General features: G+C 40.7%; 16 protein-coding genes. 7 read left to right on the top strand and 9 right to left on the bottom strand.

Features of this window, described 5'->3' with window-relative positions; all coding sequences use genetic code 11:
* The first annotated feature begins 254 nt into the window (after positions 1–254).
* Together ACH11B_RS09780 and ACH11B_RS09775 are read left to right on the top strand one after the other, a co-directional pair.
* Complete coding sequence (locus ACH11B_RS09780; protein WP_013665157.1) at positions 255–473, top strand: hypothetical protein; 219 nt, start codon at positions 255–257, stop codon at positions 471–473.
* Positions 460–873, top strand: a complete 414-nt coding sequence (locus ACH11B_RS09775) for a putative toxin-antitoxin system toxin component, PIN family (protein WP_377613613.1) — start codon at positions 460–462, stop codon at positions 871–873. Before ACH11B_RS09780 ends, ACH11B_RS09775 begins: the two co-directional genes overlap by 14 nt.
* 162 nt (positions 874–1,035) lie before the next feature.
* Here the strand turns inward: ACH11B_RS09775 and ACH11B_RS09770 are convergent, their stop codons facing one another.
* Positions 1,036–1,221 carry a hypothetical protein gene (locus ACH11B_RS09770; RefSeq protein ID WP_377613614.1) on the bottom strand — a complete coding sequence of 62 codons (186 nt, stop codon included), beginning with the start codon at positions 1,219–1,221 and terminating at the stop codon, positions 1,036–1,038.
* A 140-nt stretch (positions 1,222–1,361) separates the two neighbouring features.
* Positions 1,362–2,087, bottom strand: coding sequence for a hypothetical protein (locus ACH11B_RS09765; RefSeq protein WP_377613615.1), 726 nt, complete (start codon positions 2,085–2,087; stop codon positions 1,362–1,364).
* Between the two features lie 480 nt (positions 2,088–2,567).
* Between ACH11B_RS09765 and ACH11B_RS09760 the strand changes: the two genes are divergently transcribed.
* Together ACH11B_RS09760 and ACH11B_RS09755 are read left to right on the top strand one after the other, a co-directional pair.
* Complete coding sequence (locus tag ACH11B_RS09760; RefSeq protein ID WP_377613616.1) at positions 2,568–4,544, top strand: histidine kinase dimerization/phosphoacceptor domain -containing protein; 1,977 nt, start codon at positions 2,568–2,570, stop codon at positions 4,542–4,544.
* Positions 4,525–5,136: a response regulator gene (locus ACH11B_RS09755; protein WP_377613617.1), complete on the top strand. Its 612-nt coding sequence runs from the start codon at positions 4,525–4,527 to the stop codon at positions 5,134–5,136. The genes ACH11B_RS09760 and ACH11B_RS09755 overlap by 20 nt, the downstream gene beginning before the upstream one ends.
* An 86-nt stretch (positions 5,137–5,222) precedes the next feature.
* Here the strand turns inward: ACH11B_RS09755 and ACH11B_RS09750 are convergent, their stop codons facing one another.
* The 4 genes from ACH11B_RS09750 to ACH11B_RS09735 form a co-directional block, all read right to left on the bottom strand.
* A complete protein-coding gene (locus ACH11B_RS09750; RefSeq protein WP_377613618.1) occupies positions 5,223–5,435 on the bottom strand; it encodes a hypothetical protein in 213 nt (70 codons plus the stop codon).
* Between the two features lie 310 nt (positions 5,436–5,745).
* Positions 5,746–5,967 (bottom strand): hypothetical protein, encoded by a 222-nt coding sequence (locus tag ACH11B_RS09745; protein ID WP_013665150.1) that lies wholly within the window; start codon positions 5,965–5,967, stop codon positions 5,746–5,748.
* Positions 5,968–6,366: 399 nt separating this feature from the next.
* Positions 6,367–6,810, bottom strand: coding sequence for a DUF5675 family protein (locus ACH11B_RS09740; RefSeq protein WP_013665149.1), 444 nt, complete (start codon positions 6,808–6,810; stop codon positions 6,367–6,369).
* Positions 6,811–7,162: 352 nt separating this feature from the next.
* Positions 7,163–7,807, bottom strand: coding sequence for a DUF6266 family protein (locus ACH11B_RS09735; RefSeq protein ID WP_013665148.1), 645 nt, complete (start codon positions 7,805–7,807; stop codon positions 7,163–7,165).
* A gap of 355 nt (positions 7,808–8,162) precedes the next feature.
* Between ACH11B_RS09735 and ACH11B_RS09730 the strand changes: the two genes are divergently transcribed.
* A complete protein-coding gene (locus ACH11B_RS09730) occupies positions 8,163–8,462 on the top strand; it encodes a GIY-YIG nuclease family protein (protein ID WP_013665147.1) in 300 nt (99 codons plus the stop codon).
* A 371-nt stretch (positions 8,463–8,833) separates the two neighbouring features.
* On the opposite strand, the gene ACH11B_RS09725 is transcribed toward ACH11B_RS09730, so the two are convergent.
* From ACH11B_RS09725 to ACH11B_RS09715, 3 genes are all read right to left on the bottom strand, one after another.
* Positions 8,834–9,109: a helix-turn-helix domain-containing protein gene (locus ACH11B_RS09725; protein ID WP_377613619.1), complete on the bottom strand. Its 276-nt coding sequence runs from the start codon at positions 9,107–9,109 to the stop codon at positions 8,834–8,836.
* Between the two features lie 237 nt (positions 9,110–9,346).
* On the bottom strand, positions 9,347–10,396 hold the full coding sequence (locus tag ACH11B_RS09720) for a sensor histidine kinase (RefSeq protein ID WP_377613620.1): 1,050 nt from the start codon (positions 10,394–10,396) through the stop codon (positions 9,347–9,349).
* 29 nt (positions 10,397–10,425) lie between these two features.
* Entirely contained in the window at positions 10,426–11,151 is a 726-nt protein-coding gene (locus tag ACH11B_RS09715) for a LytR/AlgR family response regulator transcription factor (protein WP_377613621.1), read from the bottom strand.
* Between the two features lie 158 nt (positions 11,152–11,309).
* Here ACH11B_RS09715 and ACH11B_RS09710 point away from each other — a divergent pair, with 158 nt between their 5' ends.
* Complete coding sequence (locus ACH11B_RS09710; RefSeq protein ID WP_377613622.1) at positions 11,310–11,570, top strand: hypothetical protein; 261 nt, start codon at positions 11,310–11,312, stop codon at positions 11,568–11,570.
* 21 nt (positions 11,571–11,591) lie between these two features.
* Entirely contained in the window at positions 11,592–12,158 is a 567-nt protein-coding gene (locus ACH11B_RS09705; protein ID WP_377613623.1) for a hypothetical protein, read from the top strand.
* Positions 12,159–12,161 lie beyond the last annotated feature (3 nt).

The raw sequence follows: 12,161 nt of genomic DNA, 5'->3' as shown, positions 1-12,161 counted from the left end.
ACTCCCTATTAACTACTAACTACTCCCTATTAACTACTAACTACTCCCTATTAACTACTCACAAATAGTGAACAAGGGAACCCGTCATACTCACTATTCCCTACTCACAACTCCTCAGTGAACATGGGAACCTGTGAGCATGGGAACCACATTAGCTAACCGACCGTAGGAAGCTCACTCCTCTACTCAACAATTTAACCATTCCCTATTAAAAAGAATTGAGTATATTTGTTTGTATTTAAAGGTAGAAGGTTATGGACAGGATAGTATTAGAAGTTGACTCATCTCTAGCTAAAGTTTGGAGAAACACCACTCCATCGTTAAAGGCCAAATATGAAAAAAAGATTGCGTCAATATTAAAGGAAATGAAAGAAGTCGAGTTCGAAAGGCTTTTAAATAAGGCTGGAAAAGTTGCAGCCAAAAATGGGCTCACAGAAGATGAGTTGAACAATTTATTGAATGAAGAAGACTGATTTTTATATTTTAGACACAAATACATTAATTAGTGCGATTATACTTCCTGATTCCGTTGCCCGAAAAGCATTCGATAAAGCTAGAATATCAGGTCAAATTGTTGTCTCAAAAGAGACACTGGACGAATTCAATGGTGTTCTAGTACGGCCAAAATTTGATAAATATATACCCTTGGATTTACGACTGGAAATTATTGAGGAGTTCGAATTTGTAGTAAAGCATATTAGTCCTAAATATACCATAACCGATTGTAGGGATGAGAAAGACAATAAATTTCTTGAATTAGCTTTGACGGTAAAGGCGAAAGCAATTATTACCGGAGATAAGGACCTGCTTACATTAAACCCCTATCACGATATATTGATTATAAATGCGAATGAGTTTCTATTAACCAACTAGAAAAAACGTATAACCAGTGAACCTGTGAGCATGGGAACCTGTCATACTCACTACTCCCTATTAACTACTCACAAATAGTGAACAAGGGAAATTGTGAGCAGGAAACGATACACTACTCCCCGTTCCCGTTAACTATTAACTACTCACAACTCCCTCACCCTGTCAATACCCCGGGTTTTGCTTTAAATCCGGCTCTACCCGCAATACCGTCTGGTGAAAAGGCCAAAGGTAATTGTAAGGGGCGAAGGTCCGATTTTCAATTCTCAGCGAAACCTCATTTCCATTCACCATCCGTTCAAAAGCTTGCTCATCCCCTTTTCGAAGCTGTGCAATTGTTTCTCCTTTCACATGGCACCGTAGGTGTTATTGGTTTCGGCTAAATATGGCGCCCAAATAGCAATAATTTTTGAAATCAAAGTCAATGAAAACGGCCAGAACACACCTATATGGCGGAACTCTGGCCAGCAAGCCCTCCCAAAAAAAGGCCGTTAAAATCCATTGAAAATTGGGTAAAGCCCTTCACTTGTGAAACCCTTGTTTACATAGGCGTTCTGAAACGAGGTCTGCTCAAAAAGCTCATAAGTATTTCGGTCTAATTTTAGCTCTTTCAATGCAGCGACGTCATCTTCGCCACATACACCGCTTTCCATGAGGTCTAACAAACCATATTTCAAAAGAGTTCGCATTGTTTTGGCAGCTTGGTAACCGTATTTTCCGGTGATTCCCATTAAGTTCCCACAAAACAATGCACCTTTATCTTTTAGGCGTCGAAAAATACGCTTGTCAAACTCTAAATTATATTGCAGTTCGATAAAAACGGGTGTGAGTTGGCACTCCCGTATCTGCGATATTAAATCTGTAACAAGCCAATTGAAAGAGGGTACCCAATTAAGGAAAACAAATTCTGTTTTTTGATCCGCAAGTTTTAGCCACGCAAGCTCCGTTTTTTTAGCAACGGTATATAAGTTAATAAAGGGAGATTTTACAATTGTTATCCGCTCACAAGGAGATAAATTGACTTTGCGTTGATGATCGGCAATCGGTAAAATGAGTTCGCTGTATCCCAACATCGCCAAACCATCGACAATTGTAGTTGCACTGACTAAATCTTCAGCAGGTAGAAGTGTCTCTCCAATATACAGACTGATATCCGTATCGAATAATTCCGCAGGAGGAACCATTAAAGTATTACTTTTTGTAAAAAATGAAATCATAATTTTTAGATTGTAAAAAACGTTTCGGCATTAATTATCGGCTAATTTGTCGTGTAAAAGCGGTTACCGCATTTAGGGCACCAAAATCTTCTTTTATAGAAAGGGAGAATGGTTTTCACAAAGACACTTCGTGGAATGCGATAGTCCGTGAGATTATTACATTTTGGACATCTTGCTTCATTAGCAGGGGTTGTTTTGGATTGCATGGTTGACTATTTGTTATTTCGAAGATTACTTCCTGTCGGTTTTCGCGTGATTTGGTATGCTAAAAAAATGAACAAAATGAACTATACTTTATCAGCACCAATTTCCGATGTTTGCATTGAACTATTTTACTCACAAAATAGCTCCATTTGAAGGCACAAAATTAGGGTTCAGCTTTATGCAAAGCTAGAGACCCCAGGGTTCTATTTTCACATAATTTCACTATTTAGCGCAAAATTCGCAGCACTTGTCGCAGTAAATTGCAATATTTGCAATATGCCTTCGCTTGCAACCTTTATCGCAGGTTTTTTGATGTCTGTAGCAATGATACCTCCCTTTGCCGGTGCTGCAGAGACCTTGTACCTTTCAAACGATTCGCTAGAGAAAGCGATCGCCCTTTCTCGCTTTATTACAGTGGTTGAAGACCCGTTTGACACGCTGAGTCCCACAAAGCTTATACAAGATTCGCATTTATTCAAGCCGTTGGCGGATCTCCGGCTGAAAGACCCAACGCATACTTTTTGGCTAAAAGTTGAGCTACGCACGGCCAATAATCTTACCGACAGGCATTTCGTAATTAATTATAGTAATTTGACCTTTACCGACTTATATCAATTCAAGCAAGGCAAGCTACTTTTGTACCATAAAGGCGGAGCTTTCCGCTCACAGGCCGAAATTGCCGTCGGCGATGGTCGCTTTAACTTTAATATCAACTTAGTGCCCAAAGGCAACTATATTTTATTACTAAAAGTAAAACATACCAAAAGATATCCCCCCATCATCGACTTTGAACTGCAGTCGAGGTACAATTATTTAACCTATCACCGAAGCATTGATTTAACAAACGCATGGTTGCAAGGTGCTATTGCGGTTTTATCTTGCTATGCCGGCCTATCGTGGCTCATCAATCGTTATCGGCCTTTCTTGTGGGTATTTCTATTTATATTAGGTGTTGGTCTCTATAGTTTCTCTTTACAACCTGCTTTTATTGATTTGGCCTTTCCAACAATGCCCGAGCTAGGCTGGCTCTTAGTTCCGCTATTTTTACATATTGGCATAGTTGGTTTCTATCTACTAATGATAGACTTTTTGGACATGAAGAAAAATGCACCTATATTTTACGCTTTCGGGCATTATATTAAAGTCGGCATTTTGATTTTTTCTGCCTTAGCCATTGGTCATAATTATTTGACATCAAACTATTACTTAACCAATCAGTTCAATCTAGCTTTTTCGGCTATTCATCTATGCTATATAAGTCTTATGCTTTTCATGCTTTGGCGTAAATTAGATAGCAGTCAGTTTTATTTAGTATATGGTATTTTCGTATTTGCGCTTGCTGCTGTGGCCATTGTGGTGAGTTCCTTGCTTTTTAGCGAACAAAGCTTCCTTTACGCACCGCTCATTACGAAAACAGCAATCATGCTCATCACAATTCTTTTTCTAACCGGATTGAATCAAAAACTGAGGATACATGAGACGGAAAAGATTAAGGCATTAGAACAATTAAACGTGTTGAGTAAGCAGCAGCATACACTTATCGAACGCAAAGTAGAAGAACGTACCCTCGCACTCCAGAAAGCAAACCGAACACTGCAACTGCAGCAGGTAGAGCTGGTGACCAAAAAAAACCATATCGAAACGCTTATGGATGAATTGAATCATCGTGTCAAAAACAATCTTCAAATGCTTTACAGTTTAAGCACGCTTCAACTACCACGTGCCCAAAATCAAAAAACAAAGGACATACTTAACGAGATGCGCGGGCGCATTCGGGCTATGATTTTAGTTAACGAGCATTTGAATATCTACCGAGAAGGGTACTCACTTCCCTATCTTTTACTGGTTGATGAAATCAAACAGCATTTGCAACAAATTTACGATCCTGCAGAGAAAGTCCAAATTCGGCATGATATTCCAGCGGATATTTCCGTTCCACCGACGGCTTCCCTTCCTTTTGGGCTGATCGTAACAGAACTAATCACAAACGCGTTTAAACATGCCTTTACTTCTCACCATCCGCAGCCTATTATCCACCTCACTTTGCTGTCATCGCTCGAGCATATCCAATTTATATATAGAGATAACGGCAAAGGAGCATCCCATCTACGTCTCCGTGAATCCATGGGGATTACATTGATTGAAGATTTAACAAGGCAGCTAAAGGGCACTGTCACCATACAGCACACATCCGGTTTTAATTTTATTTTCACTTTTCCCAAACTTTCATTACATGCGCATTCTAATCATTGAAGACGAAGTTATCATTGCCCGTTTCATTGAAAAACAATTGCAAAACAGCTACGGCTTTGAAACAGCCATTGCACTATCCATCGATGAAGTAGAATTACTCGTTCCCACCTTTCAACCCCATCTGATTTTGTGCGATATTGAGCTGAACGACCGAATGAACGGCATCGCCCTAATGCATCAATTGAAGAAGCGCCATAACTTCGAACTTATATTTATCACTTCCTATCAGTCGATGCAAATGATTAACCGTGCGTTTGAGCTTGAACCGGCTAACTACATTATTAAGCCTTTAGACGAAGGCCGCTTATATGCAGGTATTTTGCCCACAGTTAAACAAATGCAAGAAAAATTAAGTCTTCGAATCGAAGAAGCAAATCCTATCATAAAACATCTTAGCACCAACGAAGTAGCTATATTAAAGCTCATTGCGAATCGAAAAACAACTAAAGAAATCGCATCCCTGTTACACCTAAGTCCATATACCGTCAAAAATTACCGCCACAAAATCTGCAGGAAGCTCAATTTGGAAGAAGAGAACAACGCACTTTTAAGCTGGTCGCTCAAAAATTACCATCTTCTATCAGAAGGTTGAATCGTCGCATACGTTTTGAAAACCAAAGTTTAACGTTTATCATGAAGAAGCAAATGCCCGACCTATATAGTCGGGCATTTTCACTTCTAAGGCTTATCCTCTTTTGTAACGCTTGATACCGCCGAAGCCACAATACCGGCTGTAGCGAGGTAACCCGCAATGGTAGTTACCGTTGCCGGTAAAGCGATCGGAGCAGCCAATAGTGCCCCTCCTATCGCTCCTAAAGTTAATCCGATCGTTCTAATTTTTTTAAAGAACTTCGGTGTTGGGGATTTGATTCTTTCTGTTATTTCGTCCATTTTCGTTATTGGTTATTCGTTACTAGTTATTCGTTATTGGTTATTAGTTGTTCGTTGTTGGTTATTGGTTGTTGGCTTTACGCTGTAGGCTATAAGCGTTAGGCTCTCGCAACTGGCAACTAAAAACTTCATTCATCATTCAAAATTCCTGCCTACCGGCAGGCAGGCATCACTCATCATTTATTTCCGGCTTTCGGATGTCAGCTGTCAGCTTTACGCTGTAGGCTATAAGCGTTAGGCTCTCGCAACTGGCAACTCACAACGCGCAACTAAAAACTTCACTCATAATTCATCACTTATAAAAAGCTACTCAATCACTCCTCCTCTCTTCAAGAAACTCCATCCGCTGTCGCAGTAAATTATAGTTCGCTTTTAAATCCGCTTTCAAGAGTTGTATGCTTGCTTTCATTAAAGCTACATCCTGTTCCATTTTTCGGAAATTTCCGTGTAACTGCTTTAAGAAATAGGCTATGATTGATAATAAAATACTGATGATCGTACCTAATAAGGTTATTAATTCTAATGATTTCATCCGTTTATTTTCTTTTTAATGGTTGATGAGAGCTCGAGTAAATAACCGAAGCGGCAGCGAAGCTCATTGACACCTGAAAATGTAAACACTTGTCAATAATCATTGCCCCCGTGTGTCAATGTTATTTACATCTCGGTTTCATGGTTATTTAGCTTTTAGGGGTTAGGAATTAGGGGTTAGCTCTCGGCCATCAGCAGTCAGCTTTCGGCTTTATGCTGTAGGTTATAAGCGTTAGACGCTATTAAGCACTGCTGCTACTGCTACTATCCAGCCATCACATTGGCTAACCGACCGTAGGGAGCTCCTATGAGTGCCGAAAAAGTAAACACTTACGAATAATTATCACATTGGCTAATTATCACATTGGCTAATTATCACATTGGCTAATTATCACATTGGCTAATTATCACATTGGCTAATTATCAAACTACTCCCCTCCTCAGCACCTTCCGCTAATAAAGGGTACACCCGTTTATACGCATCCGCCGAATGCAGTACCCGGTAGTCACCATCAATGAGCTGATAATAGCTTCCCGTTAATAGGCAACCTCTAGTATCCGTATGGTAATTGCCAATATGGAAGAACACCAAAGTAAAATTCGGGATACCCCTAATTTCCACCATGCCCTTATGCATGGAACTATATCGACTTTGGTATTTGGCATTCATACCTGCCAACTTATTCAAACCCAGTTGATACGTTCCGGCCGGGATGGCTGTTTCACCTGGGATTTTCTCATCCCGTATCTTATCTTCCAGAATATAGCATTGGAAGAGATCATTGATGTATAACTGGCCGAGGGTTGTATTCGTGCCTTCGGCGATTCTTAATAATTTAATCATGTTATTTAGTTTTTAGGGGTTAGAAATTAGGCGTTAGCTCTCAGCCATCAGCAGTCAGCTTTCGGCTTTATGCTGTAGGCTATAAGCGTTAGACGCTATTAGGCACTGCTGCTACTGCCACTGCTACTATCCAGCCATCACATTGGCTCATCATCACATTGGCTAATTATTTCAGGCTTTCGGATGTCAGCTATCAGCTTTATGCTATAGGCTCGCACTTGCCACCGCGACTGCCCCTGCTATTATTTTACAACTTAACTATTCAACAACTCAACGACTTAACTAACCGTCGACTGAACTGCACGCATGTTTAAAAGAAGGCAGCACAAGGCTGCTCTTCCAGGGATCATGCTTAGGCTAATTCGAGCTGACCGAGGTATTGACTGTTAGAAGCTTGTTTTCCGTCCCTATCCAACGCAAAAGCATAGAGATGAAAGGTATTGCCCGAAAACACGGCCGGTAGTTCCAAAGTCAGTTCCTGCTCTTGCCGTAGCGCATTGCGGAAAGTGGTGAAGGTGTCTTCCGTTTGATTATAGAGTAAGATAAAAACCTGATCGTCTACATGTCCCATTTCAGAAACGGCACTGGTATCTACCCAGGTAAAGTTGAACGTGTTAGCCGTACTGGAAACAACCTGCATACCGATCAACTTTTCCAAAGCCCCTTTGCTAATCTCAATTTTTGAAAAATCAATTGCAAAATCCGGGTACTCTCCCGTAACCGCATTGGCCATAAAACTGCGCATTGCCTGGTTATAGCCAGTGCTTCGGTTATTTCCCTTATCATTAAAACCGATATTCAATACAGTTTTCATAGGCCTTAGGAAAGAAACAGCCATTCCAAAACGAGCGCGCTGTGCCGCCTGTTTGGGGGAGTTGGATTTAGATTTAAAGCGCGACAGACCACGGAGGTAGCCGATGCTACGCCAGTTGCTGCCGATTACACTACCTGCTTTGCCAGAGAACATGCCATTGACGCCCTGTTTGTACGTTGCCATAATTTTAATTTTAAAGTTTAACCATCTTGTTATCGAATACGCTTCTTATACCGGTATTTTCGTATCCATGCAGCAAACATAATATCGTGTGTTAGACAGAAGTATTAATGGGATAAAATGGGTGGATATGGGAGTAATTGGGGTGATATGAGATATTTATTCACTAGTGCCAGTTTTCAATGGCATTCATGACTCCCTACGGTCGGTTCGATTCCGCTATGTCATTTCGACCGGAACAAAGTGTGGCGGAGAAATCTGTTCCCTCCTTGTCATTTCGACCGCAATGAAGTGCAGTGGAGAAATCTACCGTAGCGCAGAATTTATTAATTTAGAACCTAACTAACAATCTTCGATTATGCAATATGGTGGCTGCGTTTACATACTAACAAATAAAAACAGAACAACCCTGTATATTGGAGTAACGTCTAATCTTCGAAATAGAGTTTATCAGCATAAAATAAAATTTTACCCCAATTCATTTTCTGCTCTCTATAACTTAAATATCTGTATTTATTATGAGTCCTTCGCTCGAATTGAAGAGGCTATCGCAAGAGAAAAGCAACTAAAGAAATGGAGCAGGAGTAAAAAGGAAGCTTTGATTTATAAATTAAATCCTAGCTGGAAAGATCTCTGGGAAGAAATAAAACTGTGGTAGCGAGATATCTCGATTCCGCTATGCTCCACTCGATATGACAATCGTTAATGTCATTTCGACCGCAACGAAGTGAAGCGGAGAAATCTGTTCCCTCCCTGTCATTTCGACCGGAACAAAGTGCAGCGGAGAAATCTCACACCCCCCCAACAGCATTTCAACCCTACAAAATACCATCTCCCACACTGCTGCGAGATTTTTCCGACAAGGCTTCGACAGTGCTCCGACAAGCCTCCGCTTATTGTCGAAGCACTGTCGAAGAACAGTGGGAGAACCGTCGAACAACGATTGGAAAACTCATTGTCCAAACCATTGTCTGGTATCCATATGCGCCGAACTGCACTGAAACCACTATCAACGGACAGTCAGAGAAATCACATTCGTTCGCGATATCGTCGCTGCTCCATAAGCTTTAGCAGATCTTCTTTCTTAAAACGTAACGCTCCATTTGGTCCATACGGTTTCAATCGGCCCATCGCTATCCAACGATAGTAAGTACTATCGGTAATTTTAAAGTACTTTAATACCTGTTCTTTATCCAAATAATCATTCAGATTATCTAGCTCCTGTGTTTCATGCTTGGCTAAGGTCTCTTCCAATAAGCGTTCAATTGTTTTTAAAGATTGATAAATTAGGTTTAATTGCTTCATGTTGTTCTGCGGATTTTGCTAAACCACACAGGGTGAGCCAAACCATCTACCCCAAAAGACGGTCCTTTAGGTTTATGAATTAACACTCTATTTTATTAGCAATAATTTTAAGGAATAAATCCGTACTTAGCAAGAGGCGGTGGGGGTGTAGGCTATAAGGAATAAGATATAGGCCTAAATTCAGCACTCATAATTCATCACTAATAAACCTAATTAACTACTCAACGACTCTACTACTCAACAATTTACCCCCCAAATCCGCAACTGTAATCGATAAATCCCATTCTCCTCTTTTCTGCTTAAAACGAAAGCATTTGGATAAAAATGTTGCAACTGGCTCTCTAAATTAGCCAAGCCCCTACTCGTACTTGCTAGCGGCTTTTGTCTTAAACGGCGAATCTTATTAAAAGTCGTAATTTCCAGCACGCCACCCTTATAAGTCAATCTCAGTTCAGCCGCTTCCTCCTTTTGGTTGACAACGCCATATTTTAACATATTTTCCATCAATAGCACTAAACACATCGGCAGGCAAGGCAAGTGCGCTACCTCTTCTTCCATCTGTACAGAAACGAAGATGTCACCATAACGAAGCCGATACAGCTTCATCAAACGTTTACACTGATCCAGCTCGTTTTTAACTTCTATAAAACCATCCTTAGGTACCAGTAGATAATATTGCATCATATCCTGTATCAGAACGAGCCCCTCCTCGGCCTTTTTAACATCAATGAGCATTAGGCCATCCAAAAAATGATAGCAGTTATTCATAAAATGCGGGTTCAATTCGGCCTTTAACCAACGTTGTGATAACAGCATAGTCTCATGTCTTAAGCGCCTGTTTTCGGCGCTTATCGCTTTGCTCTGTACCAAATAATAATACCCCGTGCTGAATGGCCAATAAGCCAAAAAAGGCAACACAAAAGCAGATAGGTTATAGGGTATTAACAACCAATCGTTAAAAGAACCGGCAAAAGAAATTCGCAGGTTTCCAAAAAGCATGCTTATTACCACGAGAAACACTACCAAACAAAAAATTTGCGCCACCAATAACCAGATAAAACGCCGCACTTTTCCCTTTTCAACACTAAACACTTTGGGCAACCAATAGTAACTATTGGCATAAAAGAAAAAGATCTGTATGCTAAAAAAGAGTACACTGTTCCACACATTCTTACTGTAACCGCTTTCAAAGCCAAGCAGTTGGGTGCTCACAACCATAAAACAGAGCCATACCAATACATGCATCAGCAGCCCTCCGGCCAAGCGTCCATTTATTTTTTGCAGCAATCTTAAAAAGCATATCCGTATTTCCAACATCACTTAGTTTGCAGCTTATGCAGCCATTCCTTTACCTGTGCGCTGTAACTGCGACTGATATTCGCCTTTACTCCATCGGTTAAATAAACCACTGACATCTCCTGTATCTTTATAATAGCGTTGACCGCAACAATATAAGATCGGTGCGTACGCAAAAAACCGCCAAAGCGCTTCAAGAACAGTTCCATATTATCCAGCGTATCCCGATGCAAAATAGGTTCCCGGCTTCTCTTACAAAAAAGGTTCACATAATGCCCATAAGCTTTGATACAAATAATATCTGCTATGGCAATAAGCTGCTGCTCTTTATTGCCCTTATTTTTCACTACCAAACAATGGCCCATCAATGCATCAGTCGCTACGCCATTCGGCCCCCGTTCAAGTTCGGCCATCTCTTTTAATACCTCCTTTTTATCCACAGGCTTTAGTAAATAACCATCCGCATGTACTCCAAAAGCCGCTAGGGCATATTCTTTATGACCGGTTAAAAAAACAAAACGTTGGCAATAAGGCCGTAACAAGGGAGCCGCCTCTACACCATTTAAATCGGGCATTTCAATATCACAGAATATCAAATCAATTTTACCATAAGACCTAAGAAAAGCGAGCGCTGCAGCGATATCCGTAAAAGCCCGTAATACGTTCAATCCATCAATCTGTTGAAGCCGCTTCTCTATTGATTTCAAAACAGGATAATCATCATCAATGAGTATAGTGTTGATCATAATAAGTTTGGTTTGTGGATCAGAAACAGGAAAAATAACAAAAACTACCATGTATGTCAAATAAATAGTCACTGGTGACATAATCCTTACCGTTCGCGCCATTTCTAACTGAGAAAATCGGGAGATAATGATCTTTATTCCGATACTAAAAAACAAACATGATGACAAAGCACAATATCTTGAGCGGCCTAAGCCTGTTTGCTTTCGCTGCTTTGTTAAGCCACACCTTTCAGCAAAAAATGGTAACCGTTCATCTTCCAAAAGCCGAGCAGATTGCAATGCCGATGGAGTTGGGTGCCGACCAGTACGCCGCTGCCGGTATCTTTGTTCAGGGAATAGTTTTTCCGGATCGACCGGTGGAGCCTACAAAGGATCAATATACCACGGAACAGATTGCGTTGATTTTATCCTATCAATAAAAAAGCTTCAGTATAAGTCTCATGAAGCCTATTATATTTCTATTGGGCGTGAGCCTGCATTTTGGAATAATCCTGTGGAATAATTTTCAGCATAGCTATTACGCATACTACAGAACCAGACAGGAAGAACCGAGGGCGCTTACAGAAATCGTGCACATCGGCCAGCACGTATTTGAACATTCCATTTTACGGGTTTATGCAAAATTAACCGGCAATGACATGCCTTACGGATTTTTCGCGCCAAATATTGGAAGCCAATACGTCACCGAGTTTCGTCTTTATAATAACCGGGATAGCCTGCGTTTTACACTCGGCAATCCAAAGCTAAAAAATCGCGAAAGCTTAAACCGTTATTCAAGCTTTACCCGTTTATTTGAGCCTTTGCTAAAAGAAGCCGACAGATCTGATAAACATACAAACTTAGAGCCAGCATACAGTCGCGCCGTCGCCGGCAGTATGGCCCGGTATCTTGGTAAAAGCGATCCAAACATCAGCCAAGTGAAAGTGTCGATCTATCTCTATCAGGAGCATGATAGCCTAGCACAAGACGCCTACTTTTTGATTTTTCAGCGTACGATTAACCTATAGAAG

This window comes from Olivibacter sp. EAT-5 (assembly GCF_044784325.1).
GTDB classification, from domain to species: Bacteria; Bacteroidota; Bacteroidia; order Sphingobacteriales; family Sphingobacteriaceae; genus Olivibacter; species Olivibacter oleidegradans.
Note: the sequence above shows the minus strand (reverse complement) of the source record. Positions and strands in the feature narration are given on the sequence as shown.